The sequence below is a fragment of the Streptomyces sp. NBC_00690 genome (genome assembly GCF_036226685.1).
Lineage (GTDB): Bacteria > Actinomycetota > Actinomycetes > Streptomycetales > Streptomycetaceae > Streptomyces.
The window spans coordinates 4,739,253-4,755,393 of record NZ_CP109009.1 but is presented as its reverse complement, the minus strand read 5'-3'; the positions used below and the strand labels follow the sequence as shown (position 1 = coordinate 4,755,393).

Sequence of the window (16,141 nt, the reverse complement as noted above, 5' to 3'; positions counted from 1 at the left end):
GCGCACGGGCGCCGCCCGACTCACCACCGACTCACCACGACCTCGGCAGCGGCCCGTTCGCCCGCTTGATCGGCCCGCCCACCTCCCTGTCCCGCACGGACGGGGGTGCGGCGGGCCTTCGCGTACGCCCATCACGCCCCGGGCGGCGCACAGGAGTGGCCCGTCGGCCGTCCGCCCTCAATCCTTTCGACGGGCTCGCCCGCGAGTCGCTGGAGCACCGTGCGCAGTGCCGTACGGGCCGGGGCGTCCAGGTCCGCGAGCAGCTCGCTCTCGATGGCCTCGACGTCGCGGCGTGCGGCATTGAGGGTGCGGTGCCCCTGCTGGGTGGCCTCCACAATGCGGGCCCTGCGGTCGGACGGGTCCGGCCGCCTGCGGACCAGCCCGGCCGTCTCCAACTCGTCGAGGACCAGGACCAGTTTGCTCTTGTCCACCGATACGGCTCGGGCGAGGGTCAGTTGGCTCCGCGCGGGGGACTCCGCGACGGCGATCAGAACCGTGTATCCCCAGTGGCTCATGCCGTGTTCGCGCACGGCCGCGGTCGCCGCGGTGGCCAGCCCCTGTTTGATCCGGGCGAACAACCAGTGCAGATCGTCATGGATCCCACTGCCGGACGGCCGACCGGAGGCGGGAGGAGGGGGAGGGGCCATGGCTGCACGATAACAAAACCCTGAGATCGTCTTGACTTGAGACGATCTGACTCTAATCTGGTTTCTGAATCAGATCATCTCGAAGGCAGGGGAACACCATGACCCAGCTGCCGCATGAGGCCCGGTCACCCCTGGCCACCCGCCCGTTCGCGCAGACCTCCGGAGCCTGAACCGGCCTCGCTCGACGAACCCCCGGTATGCAGTCACGCACGACGAGAGGACAGCCCAGCGATGGACACCGCACTCAAGGACCGTGTGGTCCTGGTCACCGGAGGGTCGACCGGCATCGGTGCCGCGACCGCCCTCGCATACGGCCGGGAGGGCGCACGGGTCGCCCTCACCTACCGCAGCAAATCCCGATCGGGGGATGAGGTCGCCTCCCGGATCGAGGCCGTCGGCGGTCGAGCCCTCACCACCCACCTCGACCTGGAGGGCCTGGACACCGTCGAACGAGCCGTGGGCGCGGTCGTCGACCGGTGGGGCGGCATCGACGTCCTCGTGGCCAACGCGGTGCACTGGGGCGGCGACGGCCCGCCGCACCCGGACATCCGGTTCGAGGACGTGCCCCTGGAGGAGTGGCAGTCCATGATCGGCGCCAATCTGATCGGCGCTGCGGCCCAGGTCAAAGCAGTCTTACCGGGTATGCGCTCCCGCGGGTGGGGACGCATCGTGCTGATCTCCTCCAGCGTCGCCGAAGAGGGGGTCCCGGGGCCCGGGCCCTACGGAACCGCCAAGTCCGGCCTCCATGGACTCGCCCGCTCACTGGCCTGGGAAGCCGGCCGGGACGGAATCCTGGTCAATGTGGTGGCCCCCGGCCTCACCCTGACCGACAGTCGACCGCCCCTGCCCGCGGCGGTCGTGCACGGCTTCGCCACGAGAACGCCCACCCGACGGCTCTCCGACGCGGACGACGTGGCCAAGCTGGTGGTGTTCCTCGGCTCGGGAGCCAATGGCAACCTCACGGGCGAGGTGATCCGCGACGGCTCTGCCGCGGCCCGTGCGCCGCACCCGGGCGGATGAGCCGCACCACGCGCCCACCACCCTTGAGCGCCCCTCACCCACCGTCTTCTCGCCGCGGTCGTGCGCGCCCGAGTTCGCGGACGGAGGACTACCGGGAACGGCCTTGACCTCAACCATTGTTGAGGTTTTACGGTTTCCTCACCAGCCAAGCGCTCCAAGGGGGAACCCCAGATGACGACCGACTTCTCCGACGCCGAACTCGCCGCACAACCGGCCGCCTACTGGACCGGAACGGCCTATGAGGCCCTCATCTCGTTCACCCGGGCCCGACAGGGCGAACACGGCTTCACCCAGCCGCAGTTCTGGCTGCTGCGCAATCTGTCGAAGCACGACATCTCACCCGACGGCCACGGCATGACCATCCCCGAACTCCAGCAGGCCATGAGCTCCTACCTCAGGCCCGAGGACGACCTGACGGCAGAAGCGGAGGTCCTGTTGCAGCGCGGCTGGCTGACCCGGGACGCCGAGGCGCGACTGTGGATCACCGAGGCGGGAGAGAAGGCCCGTACCGATCTCAAACAGCACGCCCCGGCCATCCGCGCCCGCATCCACGAGGGCATCGACGACGCCGACTACGTCACCGCGCTGAGGGTGCTCCAGCGGATGATCCAGAACACGGCCTAGCCGTACTGATCACGAGCCTTGTCGACGGGCGGCACCCGCTCCGGCCGGACCGTTCGGACCCCGCCCATGCCCCGTACTCACCTCCGCACCCGTCCCGGCCGAGACCAGACATACGCCGGGCGGGTACGGGGCCGACTCAGGGCCGGCGTCCATCGCGGTGTCAGCCGACCGGGTGGGAACACGGGCCTGTCGGCCGGTCGCCGCCCATAGGAGAGGGCCGGTCCGATCATGGTCGGGTTGTCCGACTCGTATGCGTGCCCGGAGGTGCCCCCTGTCCGCCGAGACGTCCGCCGAGCCCACCCGGAGCCTCACCGTCGCCGCGGGCAATGAGCCCACCCCCCGTCTGCGCGCCGCACTGCTGCGCGCCGCTCCCGCCCTGGGCTTGTTCGCCGCGGCCCGTCTCACCGGGCTGCTGACGATGGCGCTGTGGGCCTGGCACATCGACCGACAACCACGACGCATCCTGGCCCGCGCCTGGGACTCCGACTGGTACATGCTGATCGCGGAACACGGCTACGGCCGCGTCCTGCGCTGGCCGGACGGCGCGGTCCAAAGCGATGTGGCGTTCTTCCCGCTCTATCCCGGGCTCGTCCGGGCGATCACCTCGATCGCGCCCGTGACCAGCGGCAGCGCCGGACTCCTGGTCTCCTGGACCGCCGCAGGCGCCGCGGCCTGGGGCATCTACGCGATCGGCGAGCGACTCTACGGGCGCCGGACCGCGACCGCCCTGGTGGTGCTGTGGGGACTACTCCCCCACTCGGTGGTGCTCTCCATGGCGTACACCGAACCCGTGCTCACGGCGCTGGCCGCCTGGTCGCTGTACGCCGTGCTCACCGACCGCTGGCTCTGGGCGGGAACCCTGTCCGCACTCGCAGGACTGTCCCGGCCCAATGCGGTGGCGGTGGCACTGGCCGTGCTGGTCGTCGCCGGCTGGGCGCTGGTACGGGCCCACCGCACCCCGCCAGCAGCCGGCCCGCCCCGCTGGCGGATCTGGGCAGCGGCGGCACTCGCACCCCTCGGCTGGTGCGGCTATGTGCTGTACGTCGGGGTGCGCACCGGCGATCCGTTCGGCGGCTACTTCGCCGTACAGCGCGGCTGGACCTCAAGATTCGACTTCGGAGCCGGCGCCCTGCGGGTGGTGCGCGACATCGTCCTGCGCCCGACACTGCTCTCGCTGGTGATGGCGCTGCTCGTCGTCGCCGTGTCGGTGGTGCTGTTCGCCCTGCTGGTCCTGGAGCGACCACCGGCGGCGTTGCTCGTCTACACCGCGGTACTCGTACTGATCACCGTCGGCGGCTCGGGGTTCTTCGAGTCGAAGCCGCGGTTCCTGCTGCCGGCGTTCCCCCTGCTGATCCCGGCCGCCCGGGCACTGACGAAAGCCCGGCCCAGCACGGCGGTCGTGGTGACCGTCGCCCTGGCCGGGCTGTCGTTCGCCTATGGAACGTACCTGCTGACGCTCTCGCCCATCGCACTCTAGGGACGCTCCTGAGCGCCTGGTGCGACGCGCCGCCCGAACACGGACGGCGTTCGGCTACCGGCGCCAACGAACCCCGGGGGGCTCAGGCGTCGTCGGAGGGCTTCTCGTCCTCGGGCTTGAGGCCGAGCGCCTCCGCGAACCAGTTCTCGAACTCCATCGCCGCGCGCACCCAACTGACGGTGGACGAGACGAAGTGCTCCAGGCTGACGCCGGTGCCGATGAGCATCTGCGCCTCACCGATGAGCCGGATGGTGGCGCCGCCCTCCTCGTCCTCGTGGAGGTGGGTGTAGACCTTGGGCCACAGGGTGCGGCGGTTCCAGTCGTCGATCAGATCGAGGATCTGGGACCGGTCCTCCACCGGCAGCGGCCGGTCGTAGAAGGTCCGCACCGAGAAGACCTGCTGCTCGTCTTCGCCGCGGAACATGAAGTACGTGCGGAATTCCTCCCACGGCGCGGCGAGGTCTCCCTCGTCGTCGACGACGTACTTCAGCTCCATCTGGTCGAGGAGCTGCTTGACCAGGTCCTGGTCGGGAACGACGGGGCCCGCCGGTCCTGCGGCCTGAGGCTGGGGCTGGCCCCCGAAATTCGGAATCGAGGACGGATCGATGGTCACCGTGGATTTCCCTTCGTACGGATGCCGCCATCCTCCCCCATGGCAGGGCCGGGGTGGCAACCCCGCCCCCGCTATCCACAGGTATCCGCTCTGAGCTGACCTGCGCAGTAAGTGTGCGTGTCAGGGCACGACAGACAGACGGGACCTTGCAGACACGACCTAGAGGCTCTTGACCGGGACCGGTCCCACGATCAGGCCGTCGTCGACACGGTCCACCCGCACGGTGTCCCCATCCGTGACCTCCCCCGAGAGGATCTCCTTGGCCAGTCGGTCCCCGATGGCCGTCTGCACCAGCCGGCGCAGCGGGCGTGCCCCGTATGCCGGGTCATTGCCCTCGTCGGCCAGCCATGCGAGCGCGGCGTCGGTGACCTCCAGGGTGAGTCGGCGCTCCGCGAGACGCTTGGCGAGCCGTTCGATCTGGAGCTTCGCGATCAGTTCGAGCTCGTCGCGGTTTAGCGCCGAGAAGACGACGAGATCGTCCAGCCGGTTGAGGAACTCGGGCTTGAACGAAGCGCGTACGACCTCCAGGACCTGGCGCTTCTTCTCGTCCTCGCTGGTCGAGGGCTCCACCAGATACTGGCTGCCCAGGTTGGAGGTCAGGATGAGGATCGCGTTGCGGAAGTCGACCGTGCGGCCCTGGCCGTCGGTGAGGCGTCCGTCGTCGAGCACCTGGAGCAGGATGTCGAAGACCTCGGGGTGCGCCTTCTCCACCTCGTCGAGCAGCACCACGCTGTACGGGCGACGGCGCACCGCCTCGGTGAGCTGGCCGCCCTCCTCATAGCCGACGTAACCGGGCGGGGCACCGACCAAACGGGCCACGCTGTGCTTCTCGCTGTACTCGGACATGTCGATGCGGACCATGGCCCGCTCGTCGTCGAAGAGGAAGTCAGCGAGGGCCTTCGCCAACTCGGTCTTGCCGACACCGGTGGGGCCTAGGAAGAGGAACGATCCCGTCGGCCGGTCGGGGTCGGCGATGCCGGCACGGGTGCGCCGTACCGCATCGGAGACCGCACGGACCGCCTCGGACTGGCCGATCAGCCGTCGGCCGAGTTCGGACTCCATCCTCAGCAGCTTCTGAGTCTCCCCCTCCAGCAACCGCCCGGCCGGAATGCCGGTCCAGGAGCCGACGACGTCGGCGATGTCGTCCGGGCCGACCTCCTCCTTGACCATGGTGTCCTTGGCCGCCTCGCGCTCCGCCTCGGACGCCTCGGCGAGCTCCCGCTCCAGGGTCGGGATCTCCCCGTACAGCAGCTTGGAGGCGGAGTCGAAGTCGCCGTCGCGCTGGGCCCGCTCGGCCTGTCCGCGCAGTTCGTCGAGCTTCTCCTTCAACTCGCCGACACGGTTGAGGCCCTGCTTCTCCTTCTCCCAGCGGGCGGTCAGCCCACGCAGTTCCTCCTGCTTGTCGGCGAGGTCGCGGCGCAGCTTCTCCAGCCGCTGCTTGGACGCCGGGTCCGACTCGTTCTTGAGGGCCATCTCCTCCATCAGCAGCCGGTCCACGGACCGCTGGAGCTCGTCGATCTCGACGGGCGAGGAGTCGATCTCCATCCGCAGCCGGGAGGCCGCCTCGTCGACGAGGTCGATGGCCTTGTCGGGCAGGAACCGCGAGGTGATGTACCGGTCGGAGAGGGTCGCGGCGGCCACCAGCGCGGAGTCCGCGATCTGGACCTTGTGGTGGGCCTCGTAGCGGCCCTTGAGCCCGCGCAGGATCGCGATGGTGTCCTCGACGGTCGGCTCCGCGACCAGCACCTGCTGGAAGCGGCGCTCCAGCGCCGGGTCCTTCTCGATCCGCTCCCGGTACTCGTCGAGCGTCGTCGCACCCACCATCCGCAGTTCACCGCGGGCCAGCATCGGCTTGAGCATGTTGCCGGCGTCCATGGCCGAGTCACCGCCGGCGCCCGCGCCGACGACCGTGTGGAGTTCGTCGATGAAGGTGATGATCTGGCCGTCGCTGCCCTTGATCTCGGACAGGACGGTCTTCAGCCGTTCCTCGAATTCACCGCGGTACTTTGCACCTGCGACCATCGCCCCGAGGTCGAGCGAGACCAGCCGCTTGTTCTTCAGCGACTCGGGCACATCACCCTTGATGATGCGCTGGGCGAGTCCCTCCACGACGGCGGTCTTGCCGACACCGGGTTCGCCGATGAGGACCGGATTGTTCTTGGTGCGTCGGGACAGCACCTGGACAACCCGGCGGATCTCCTGGTCACGGCCGATGACCGGGTCGAGCTTGCCCTCCCGGGCAGCCGCCGTGAAGTCCGTACCGAACTTCTCCAGCGCCTTGTACTGGCCCTCCGGATCCGCGGTGGTCACGCGCCTGCCTCCCCGTACGGTTTCGAATGCATTGAGCAGCCGCTGCGCGCTCGCGCCCTGTGCGGCCAGCACCTCGCCTGCCTGTCCGCCCTTGACGGCGAGGCCGATCAGCAGGTGCTCGGTGGAGAGGTAGTCATCGCCGAGTTCCTTGGCCTGCTTGGCCGCATCCGCGATGACGGCGAGGAACTCACGATTGGGCTGCGGGGGCGCGACGGTGGAACCGGTGACGCTCGGCTGTCCGGCCAGCAGCCGTTCGGCCCCGGCGCGCACGGCGGCCTGGTCCGCCTCGACCGCGACCAGCAGATCGATGATGTTCTCGTTCTCCTGGCCGGCGAGCAGGGCCAGCAGCAGATGCGCCGGCGTCAGATCGGGGTGCCCATCGGTCACGGCCCGACTGGTGGCGTTGTTGATCGCTTCCCGGCTCTTGTTGGTCAGCTCGGCGTCCACGCGCGCTCTCTCCTCCGTGCAGGTATCGCTTCATCCCTAACAGCCACTAGCACTGACTCATACAACCTGCATAAAGTTGAGCGTATTCCACTCAACCTCGTTGCGCCAGCCATCTGCTATCCCGCCATCCCGAGCCATGGTCGATCACGGAGCGCAACTACGCTGTACGCATGGCCCATGACCTATCCCACCTCAGCCCCGAGTATCTGGCGTTCTGGCAGGAGCGCCATCTGTGCACCCTGACGACCTTGCGACCGGACGGTAGTCCTCATGTCGTACCGGTGGGCGTGACCTACGACCACGATCAGCGCCTGGCACGAGTGATCACCAATCGCCAGAGCAGAAAGATCGCCCATGTCCTCCGATCAGCGGAAGAAGCGGAAGCCGGCGGAGGTGCGGACGGGGCCCGGGTGGCCGTGTGCCAGCTCGACCACGCCCGCTGGGCGACCCTGGAGGGCCTGGCCCGGGTCCGTACGGAACCGGAGCTGGTCGCGGACGCGGTACGGCGGTACGCGGAGCGCTACGGGCGCACACCCGGGCCCAACCCGGACCGGGTGCTGATCGAGATCGCCGTGGACAAGGCGCTCGGGCGCGCCTGACGTCCGCCGCCACTCTTGGCCCCCGCCGCTCCTGTTCCCGCTGTTCCTGTTCCCGCTGTTCCTGTTCCCGCTGTTCCTGTTCCCGCTGTTCTTGAACGAGCCGCCGCCCATAGGGCCGACGACCGTCCATGAAGCCCGCTGACGACTCGATTGAACGCCCGGCCCGCCCGGTGCGTGCCAGAAGGTAGGACCACCGGGATCACACCCGGCTCACATCGGGGGGCGCATGCTCGCACCCGGCCAGCAGGCATCGACGGCTTCCGCCGTTCGGAACCATCCACCCCGGGCACCCGGGCGACCTCTACATGGCCGTTGCACGGCCTGTGCACAGCCAACGGGCCCACGAAGGCGGTACGGAACGCACCGTGGGCCCGTCCTTTGGCGGACGGGCCCACGGGAAAAGCACAGTGGTGCCATCGCGTTTCAGGTCCGCGATGGCACCACTGTGTGGGGGAAGTACCCGAGCGATCTTTTTCGACGGGGGAATCGCTCAGGCACTGCGGGGGGTGGCGGTGGTGGTGTCGGGCTCGACCATCTGCTGGTCGCGCTGGTCGAGGTTGACAAAGATCATTCCGTACCGGATGGCGCACCGGACGGGCTGCGGCGCTCCGCGGGGCCTGCGCAGGCACCGGTATGCGCGGACGTCCTCGTCCTCCTCGCGCGCCACGACGATCGGCTCTCCGAACAAAGTGACCATCAACGAGTCGCCACGGTGGGGGATTGCCGTGACGAGGTCGATGAAATGCCACCCCGAGCGGTATGCCGTAGCCATCTCACGCCGGAAGACCCGGTCGTCCGGTGGAACGGTCATGCTTCTGTGCCGTTGTTCGAAGTGACACTCCGAGAGGACACACCAGCGACAGCCGGTGGTTTGCCGCCCCAAGAGGGCTCACCAAGAGTGACCGCACCACTGGGTGGAGCAGCACCCCAGGAGGGCTCCGCGTGGGTCACCGCGGTACCCGGCTTGTCCCAGGAGTATTCACCGGAGGCCACCGCGCCTAGCGTGGCCGCCGTTATGGCAAGAGCACAAAGAGCACGTAGCGTCCTAGACATGGGTGATCTCCACCTCTTTTGATCATTCCTCCTCCCCCGCGCATAAGACGATGTCTCACTCCGAACGCTTGCACCAGCGACGGCAGGCATCATGTTCCTGAATTGCAGGAGCCTGAGGGGGTGCATATGACGTCGAATGGGGGCGAATCCGGACACCCTCACACAGACGGTGAGCTGTGCGAGGTGGGGAAACGTCTGTACATCACCGCTCTGCGCACCGGGAGAATCGCCCGGTCAGAAGCGGAACCCGCACCTTGTCTCTTTGACCTCGCCCTGCTGCACCCTGATCCCGACGACGCTCAATGGCTGCGCCCGGTCCCACCAACGACCGCGCTGACACAGCTGATACACCCCATTGAGCGTGAGATCCAAGAGCGGCGACGACGAACGGTCGCTCTGACCGACGCACTTGAGCCATTCATGGCCTTCACCGCTCAGAATTCCACCGTGCCGCAAGGGATAACCGTCCTTGAGGGCCTCAACCGCATCAACACGACCCTCGACCAGGTCACTGCGGACTGCACGGAGGAGCTGCTGACGGTGCAGCCCGGGAGCGGCCGACAGCCGCACATCCTGGAGAAGGCGTTGCGCAGGGTGGAGCCCCTGATCGAGCGGGGAGTACGGATGCGCACGCTCTACCAGCACACCGCGCGCCACCACCCCGCCACGCTCGCCTACATGGAGAAGGTCGGGCCGTCGGGCGTGGAGGTGCGCACGCTGGAGGAGATAATCGACCGGCTGATCATCGTGGACCGCAAGGTGGCGTTCATCCCGGCGAGCAGCGATCGGCTCTCGGCACTTGAGCTGCGACACAAGGGCATCGTGGAGTACCTGGTCGGGGTGTTCGAGCAGTTCTGGCTGCACGGACTGCCGTGGGAGGAGCCCGTGTCCTACGGTCCCGACCTGGACGGCATCACCGGCGTCCAGCGCTCCATCGCCAAGCTCCTGGTGGAGGGCCACGTGGATGAGGCCATCGCCCGCCGCCTGGGGATGAACGTGCGGACCTGCCGGGCCCACATCGCCAAACTCGGGTCGTCGCTCGGGAGCGGTAGCCGTACGCAACTCGGCTTCTTGATCGCCCAATCGGGGATTCTGGATCACGATTCCTGATGAATGTCCGATATATGGGCGCGTAAGAGGAGGACAAGGTCTTCATAGTTCGACCTGAAACCATCGCTCCCCGGCTCAAGAATGACGGGCGCGACGGATGAGTCGACGGGCACCGGCCGAGCGCTTCTCGCGACATCGCGAGGGGCGCTCGGCCGGCCGCCGAAGAAGCGCGGCAAACATCAGCGGACGGGGGCCAAACGGGGGAAGGACCGGGCGAAGCCGGCACCGACCGAGCCGAAGGAGCCTAAGGAGCCAACGGCGGGGTCGTCCGTTGCACCGCCCGGGCGCCGTGCCGATGGGCATACGGCCGCAGACCGGCCCCTTGGGGCAGCCAATGGCTCCTATGGGCACGGAGGTTGCATCCAGGGGCTTAGGCGCCCTTCTGAGGGCCTATCGGGCAGGGCTACCACCCGGGGGCGCCCCAATGCGGGCAAGCCCGGTGGAACCCGCAGGGAAGCCCTCCACGGGGCCTTCTCGCCCCGGGCCCTCCTACTCTCCGCGAACAACGCCCGTCGCGGGGCCGGCCGGCGTGAGAACCACTCGCTGCCACCCTCCGTGACGGAAGCCGCCCCCAAGGCCGCTCTCAACCAGGCACACGGCCCCGTGCGTGACCCGTGCGGAACGACCGTCAACGAGCGGTTGGGCGGTCGAGATGCCGTGGAGGTGGCGCACCCGCTCGTGCGCTCCGTACGAAGCCCCGCTGGCCTCACGTACCCACGGACGGCCCGTACAACAAACGCCACACCGGCCGCCGACCTCTATGGCCCACGCGCCCAACGTTCGAAGCCCGCCCCCCCCACGCCATCTATTCGCCAACGCAAAAGCCCGGCCCCGGGGGCGAACCCCTCAAGGAACCGGGCGAAAGCGGCCACGACTGAGCAGCCACGACTGATGGACGGCAACGGCAATGTGGGCCGCACCTGAGCCCCGCCGTGGGCAACGGGACAGCGCCGTGACGCCGTACCCGTACCCAAAGGGCTAGTCGACCCGCTTGGGTCGCCACACCACCAGGGCACTCGCCTGCTGGACGTCCTGATACGGCACCAGATCGCGCCGGTACGAAGCATGGACCTGGGCCTCGCGCTGCTGCATCGCCGCCGCAGCGCCCTCGACCGCGGCGGACAGCTCCGCCACGCGGGACTGGAGCGCCGCGACCTGGTTCTCCAGCTCGATGATGCGCTTGATCCCAGCCAAGTTGATGCCCTCGTCCTGCGACAGCTGCTGGACGGTGCGCAGGAGTTGGATGTCACGGGCGGAGTAACGACGGCCCCGCCCGGCCGTGCGGTCGGGCGAGACCAGACCCAGCCTGTCGTACTGCCGCAGGGTCTGCGGATGTAGACCGGAGAGCTGGGCTGCAACGGAGATCACGTATACGGGTGACTCGTCGGTCAGTTGATACGGGTTACGACTGCGTCCGGCCCGGCCGTCCATCTCATGCTCCCTTCGCGGCCTGGAACAGCTCGGCCCGCGGGTCCTCGTCCACGGTGGCTTCGCGGTAGGCCGTCAGCGCTTCCTTCGCCTTGTCGCTCAGCTCCTCGGGAACCGCGACCTCGACGGTGACCAGCAGGTCCCCGCGGGTGCCGTCCTTGCGGACCGCTCCCTTGCCGCGTGCTCGCATGGTCCGCCCGTTAGGTGTCCCCGCGGGCAGTTTCAAGGTGACCGGAGGGCCGCCCAGCGTGGGCACCTTCACCTCACCGCCGAGCACCGCCTCCGGGTAGGTGACGGGCACGGTGACCGTGAGGTTGTCGCCCTTGCGGCCGAAGACCGGGTGGTCGCCGACGTGCACCACGACGTAGAGGTCTCCCGCGGGACCGCCCCGCTCTCCGGGTGCGCCCTTGCCGCGCAGCCGGATGCGCTGCCCGTCCGAGACGCCCGGGGGAATCCTGACCTGCATGGTGCGCGAGGAGCGGGCCCGCCCGCTGCCCTTGCAGACCTCGCAGGGGTCCTGGGCGATCAGCCCGCGACCCTTGCAGTCCACGCACGGGTCGGTCAGCGAGAAGGACCCGCTGCCGCCGCGTGAGACCTGCCCGGTGCCGACACAGGTCGGGCACACCCTGGGTGAGCCGTTCTTGTCGCCGGTGCCCGCGCACGCCGCACAGGCGGCGGAGCTGGACATCCGCAGCGGAACCGTGGCCCCGTCGACCGCCTCGGTGAAGCTCAGCGTGACCTCGGACTCGATGTCCTGGCCGCGGCGCGGCTGGACCCGGGTGCCCGGGCCGCCCGCCCCGCGGTTGAACAGACCGCCGAAGACGTCTCCCAGCCCGCCGCCGAAGCCACCGGCTCCACCGGCCCCGGGCTGTTGTCCGCCCTGGGCGCCCCCGAAGAGGTCACCCAGGTCGAAGTTGAACGAGCCACCGGCAGCGCCGGGCCCGGGTCGGAAGCCACCGTTGCCGAAGAGGGCGCGTGCCTCGTCGTACTCCTTGCGCCGCTTGGGGTCGCCGAGGATGTCATTGGCCTCGGAGATCTCCTTGAAGCGCTCCTCCGCCTTGACATCGCCCTTGTTGGCGTCCGGGTGGAACTCGCGGGCGAGCTTGCGGTACGCCTTCTTGATCTCGGCTTCGGTGGCGTCCTTGGGGACGCCGAGAACCTTGTAGTAGTCCTTCTCGACGAAGTCCTTCGTGCTCATCGACGTCCCTCCTTCCGAACCGTCACTGCTGTCAACGCGTCAGCCCTCGTCCGGGCCACCGCTCTCCTCGTCGCTCGCCGCCTCGTCCTTGCCGCCGGCCGCTCCCGGCTGGGGCTCGGCCACCGCGACCCGAGCGGGCCTAATGGTCCGCTCGCCGATGCGATACCCCGGCTGGAGCACCGCGACGCATGTGGTCTCGGTGACGTCCGGCGCGTAGCTGTGCATCAGCGCCTCGTGGATCGTCGGGTCGAAGGGCTCGCCCTCCTTGCCGAACTGCTGGAGTCCCATCTTGGCGACCGAGGTCTCCAGGGACTCGGCGACGGACTTGAAGCCGCCCACCAACTCCCCGTGCTCCCGGGCACGCCCGATGTCGTCCAGGACCGGAAGCAGTTCGGTCAGCAAGGACGCCATGGCGATCTCCTTGACCGTGATCCGATCCCGATCCACCCGACGGCGGTAGTTCTGGTACTCGGCCTGGACCCGCTGGAGGTCGCCCGTGCGCTCGGTGAGCGCGGTGCGTGCCTGGTCCAGCTGCGCGGTCAGGGCCGTGACCTTGGCTGCGTCCCCCGCCGGGGCCGACGCACCCGCCTTGTCGGCGGGAACGTCGGTCCCGGTGGTGTCGTCGGACGCGGCGCCGTCTGCCTCGGTGCCGGCGGAATTCGCCTCGCTCGGGTCGTTCACTTCGTGCTCGTCGTGCTCACCGTGCTTGTCGAATCCCGGAGTCTCCTCCGTCACGCGGCACCACCCTTGGTGTCCTTGTCGTCGTCGATGATCTCGGCGTCGACGACGTCGTCCGCGCTGTCCGCAGTCGCGCCCGCGGCGTCACCCTGGGCACCGCCGGCGGCCTGCTGCGCCTGGGCGTCGGCGTACATGGCCTGCCCCAGCTTCTGCGAGACGGCCGCGACCTTCTCGGTGGCGGTGCGGATCTCCGCGACGTCCTCGCCCTTGAGCTTTTCCTTCAGCTCGGTGATCGAGGTCTCCACCTCGGTCTTCACATCGGCGGGGACCTTGTCCTCGTTGTCCTTGAGGAACTTCTCGGTCTGGTAGACCAGCTGCTCGCCCTGGTTGCGCGTCTCGGCGGCCTCGCGGCGGCGGTGGTCCTCCTCCTGGTACTGCTCGGCCTCCTGGCGCATCCGGTCGACCTCGTCCTTCGGCAGCGAGGAGCCGCCGGTGACGGTCATCTTCTGCTCCTTGCCCGTGCCCAGGTCCTTCGCGGTCACGTGCATGATGCCGTTGGCGTCGATGTCGAAGGAGACCTCGATCTGCGGGACGCCACGCGGGGCCGGCGGCAGACCGGTCAGCTCGAACATCCCGAGCTTCTTGTTGTACGCCGCGATCTCGCGCTCGCCCTGGTAGACCTGGATCTGCACGGACGGCTGGTTGTCCTCGGCCGTCGTGAAGATCTCCGAGCGCTTCGTCGGAATCGTGGTGTTCCGCTCGATGAGCTTGGTCATGATGCCGCCCTTGGTCTCAATGCCGAGGGACAGCGGGGTCACGTCGAGGAGCAGGACGTCCTTGACCTCGCCCCTGAGGACACCGGCCTGGAGCGAGGCGCCGATGGCGACGACCTCATCCGGGTTCACACCCTTGTTGGCTTCCTTGCCGCCGGTCAGCTCCTTGACGAGCTCTGCGACGGCGGGCATCCGGGTGGAACCACCGACGAGCACCACGTGGTCGATCTCGGACAGGGCGATGCCCGCGTCCTTGATGACGTTGTGGAACGGGGTCTTGCAGCGGTCCAGCAGGTCAGCGGTCAGCTGCTGGAACTGGGCGCGCGTGAGCTTCTCGTCCAGGTGCAGCGGGCCCTCGGCGGACGCGGTGATGTACGGGAGGTTGATCGACGTCTCCGTGGAGGAGGACAGCTCGATCTTCGCCTTCTCCGCCGCCTCGCGCAGACGCTGGATGGCCATCTTGTCCTTGGCCAAGTCCACGCCGTGACCGTTGGCGAACTGCTTCACCAGGTAGTCGACGACACGCTGGTCCCAGTCGTCACCACCGAGGTGGTTGTCACCGTTGGTGGCCTTCACCTCGACCACGCCGTCGCCGATCTCCAGCAGCGAGACGTCGAAGGTGCCGCCACCGAGGTCGAAGACGAGGATGGTCTGGTCGTCCTTGTCGAGGCCGTACGCCAGGGCTGCGGCGGTCGGCTCGTTGACGATGCGCAGGACGTTGAGGCCCGCGATCTCACCGGCCTCCTTGGTGGCCTGACGCTCGGAGTCGTTGAAGTACGCGGGAACGGTGATCACCGCGTCGGAGACCTTGTCGCCCAGGTACGCCTCGGCGTCACGCTTGAGCTTCTGCAGAATGAAGGCGCTCATCTGCTGCGGGTTGAACGTCTTGCCGTCGATCTCGATCTTCCAGTCAGTGCCCATGTGGCGCTTGACCGATCGAATGGTCCTGTCGACGTTGGTAACCGCCTGGCGCTTGGCGACCTCGCCGACCAGCACCTCACCGTTCTTCGCAAAGGCGACGACGGACGGCGTGGTCCTGGCACCCTCGGCGTTGGTGATGACGGTGGGCTCGCCGCCCTCCAGAACGCTGACGACGGAGTTAGTCGTGCCCAGGTCGATGCCGACCGCACGTGCCATGTCAATTCCTCCAGCTGACTACTTGAGTGGATCTGGCTCAAGGATGCACGAACCCTGCGAACGAGTCAACAGACCTGAGTCCACCCCACTCAACTTTTATCCAGCACTTATGTGCAGCTTCCCTCTCCCGACCTTCATAGGCGTGGCGCAGCAACCCCTCCCGCACCATCTGCAAGAGTCATGCCCGCAATATCCATAAATGATCCGATAGTGGCGACCGAACGGCCACAGCTCATGGACGGGCCGGCAGCCTCAGGGACGGACCGGCAGTAACGCCCCGGGCCGGGCCACCGAACGAGGGGGAAAGGCGCGCCATGCCCGACCGACAGACGGTGGCACCTGCGAAGCGGGCCCTCGACCTCCTCGGCGCCCTGACCCTCCTGATCCTCCTATCCCCCCTACTGCTCGCCGTCGGCGCGACCGTTCGGGTGAGCCGCCCCGGACCCGCCCTCGTCCGCAGACGCCGGGTCGGACTGGGCGGCACACCGTTCGACATGCTGGCCTTCCAGGCATCGCCGTCGACGCCGCTCGGACGGAGGTTGCGCCACCACTTCCTCGACCAGCTCCCCCAGCTGGTCAATGTGGTCCGCGGCGAGATGTCCCTGGTGGGCCCGCGCCCCCTCTCCCCACAGAAGGCGGCGACCTGCCCGGATCGCGCCCGAATGGCCGTACGTCCGGGAATCACCGGCCTCTGGCAGATCAGCGGGCGCTCAGGGCTGCCCTGGGAGGAGATGGCGATCCTCGATCTGCACTACGCGCAGGAATGCTGGCTGGGCCTGGACCTGATGATCCTGCTGCGGACCGTGCCCGCCTGCGTACGCGGTCGAGGCCCGCGCATCGCCCCCGACCATAGGGAACACAGTCGGGCAAGGCTTGCCTGAGCGACACAGATCACCGACCCGGTAACTACAGTGCGACGGCAGAACTGGGTACGCTCAGCACGAATCGAATAAGTTACCGCTTAGTAGTATGCGGGTACCTGTCCCGTGGGCCGCCCTCCGCGGTCGTCCCGCTGGACCTTTCCAGA

General features: G+C 68.3%; 14 protein-coding genes. 6 read left to right on the top strand and 8 right to left on the bottom strand.

Going from position 1 to position 16,141, the window contains the following annotated elements:
* Positions 1-131: 131 nt before the first annotated feature.
* Positions 132-647 (bottom strand): MarR family winged helix-turn-helix transcriptional regulator, encoded by a 516-nt coding sequence (locus OID54_RS20785; RefSeq protein WP_329021584.1) that lies wholly within the window; start codon positions 645-647, stop codon positions 132-134.
* A gap of 231 nt (positions 648-878) precedes the next feature.
* Here OID54_RS20785 and OID54_RS20780 point away from each other — a divergent pair, with 231 nt between their 5' ends.
* The 3 genes from OID54_RS20780 to OID54_RS20770 all read left to right on the top strand — a co-directional run bounded on the left by OID54_RS20780 (position 879) and on the right by OID54_RS20770 (position 3,768).
* Positions 879-1,667: an SDR family NAD(P)-dependent oxidoreductase gene (locus tag OID54_RS20780; protein WP_329021582.1), complete on the top strand. Its 789-nt coding sequence runs from the start codon at positions 879-881 to the stop codon at positions 1,665-1,667.
* Between the two features lie 171 nt (positions 1,668-1,838).
* Positions 1,839-2,291, top strand: coding sequence for a MarR family winged helix-turn-helix transcriptional regulator (locus OID54_RS20775; RefSeq protein WP_329021580.1), 453 nt, complete (start codon positions 1,839-1,841; stop codon positions 2,289-2,291).
* 250 nt (positions 2,292-2,541) lie between these two features.
* Positions 2,542-3,768 (top strand): glycosyltransferase family 39 protein, encoded by a 1,227-nt coding sequence (locus OID54_RS20770; protein WP_329021578.1) that lies wholly within the window; start codon positions 2,542-2,544, stop codon positions 3,766-3,768.
* A gap of 82 nt (positions 3,769-3,850) precedes the next feature.
* On the opposite strand, the gene OID54_RS20765 is transcribed toward OID54_RS20770, so the two are convergent.
* Both OID54_RS20765 and clpB read right to left on the bottom strand, forming a co-directional pair.
* Positions 3,851-4,381, bottom strand: a complete 531-nt coding sequence (locus tag OID54_RS20765; protein WP_329021577.1) for a YbjN domain-containing protein — start codon at positions 4,379-4,381, stop codon at positions 3,851-3,853.
* 159 nt (positions 4,382-4,540) lie between these two features.
* On the bottom strand, positions 4,541-7,138 hold the full coding sequence (gene clpB / locus OID54_RS20760; RefSeq protein ID WP_329021576.1) for an ATP-dependent chaperone ClpB: 2,598 nt from the start codon (positions 7,136-7,138) through the stop codon (positions 4,541-4,543).
* 170 nt (positions 7,139-7,308) lie between these two features.
* Here clpB and OID54_RS20755 point away from each other — a divergent pair, with 170 nt between their 5' ends.
* Entirely contained in the window at positions 7,309-7,737 is a 429-nt protein-coding gene (locus OID54_RS20755) for a pyridoxamine 5'-phosphate oxidase family protein (RefSeq protein WP_329021574.1), read from the top strand.
* A gap of 490 nt (positions 7,738-8,227) precedes the next feature.
* On the opposite strand, the gene OID54_RS20750 is transcribed toward OID54_RS20755, so the two are convergent.
* A complete protein-coding gene (locus OID54_RS20750) occupies positions 8,228-8,548 on the bottom strand; it encodes a (2Fe-2S)-binding protein (RefSeq protein ID WP_153486448.1) in 321 nt (106 codons plus the stop codon).
* Positions 8,549-8,916: 368 nt separating this feature from the next.
* On the opposite strand from OID54_RS20750, the gene OID54_RS20745 reads away from it, so the two are divergent.
* On the top strand, positions 8,917-9,900 hold the full coding sequence (locus tag OID54_RS20745) for a helix-turn-helix transcriptional regulator (protein ID WP_329021573.1): 984 nt from the start codon (positions 8,917-8,919) through the stop codon (positions 9,898-9,900).
* 978 nt (positions 9,901-10,878) lie between these two features.
* On the opposite strand, the gene OID54_RS20740 is transcribed toward OID54_RS20745, so the two are convergent.
* The 4 genes from OID54_RS20740 to dnaK are packed head-to-tail and all read right to left on the bottom strand — an operon-like array spanning position 10,879 to position 15,114.
* Entirely contained in the window at positions 10,879-11,331 is a 453-nt protein-coding gene (locus tag OID54_RS20740) for a heat shock protein transcriptional repressor HspR (protein WP_329021572.1), read from the bottom strand.
* A gap of 1 nt (position 11,332) precedes the next feature.
* Positions 11,333-12,526, bottom strand: coding sequence for a molecular chaperone DnaJ (gene dnaJ, locus OID54_RS20735; RefSeq protein ID WP_329021570.1), 1,194 nt, complete (start codon positions 12,524-12,526; stop codon positions 11,333-11,335).
* 39 nt (positions 12,527-12,565) lie between these two features.
* Positions 12,566-13,261: a nucleotide exchange factor GrpE gene (gene grpE, locus OID54_RS20730; RefSeq protein WP_329021568.1), complete on the bottom strand. Its 696-nt coding sequence runs from the start codon at positions 13,259-13,261 to the stop codon at positions 12,566-12,568.
* On the bottom strand, positions 13,258-15,114 hold the full coding sequence (gene dnaK, locus OID54_RS20725) for a molecular chaperone DnaK (RefSeq protein WP_329021567.1): 1,857 nt from the start codon (positions 15,112-15,114) through the stop codon (positions 13,258-13,260). The genes grpE and dnaK overlap by 4 nt, the downstream gene beginning before the upstream one ends.
* A 314-nt stretch (positions 15,115-15,428) precedes the next feature.
* Here dnaK and OID54_RS20720 point away from each other — a divergent pair, with 314 nt between their 5' ends.
* Positions 15,429-15,995 carry a sugar transferase gene (locus OID54_RS20720; protein ID WP_329021566.1) on the top strand — a complete coding sequence of 189 codons (567 nt, stop codon included), beginning with the start codon at positions 15,429-15,431 and terminating at the stop codon, positions 15,993-15,995.
* The last annotated feature ends 146 nt before the right edge of the window (positions 15,996-16,141 follow it).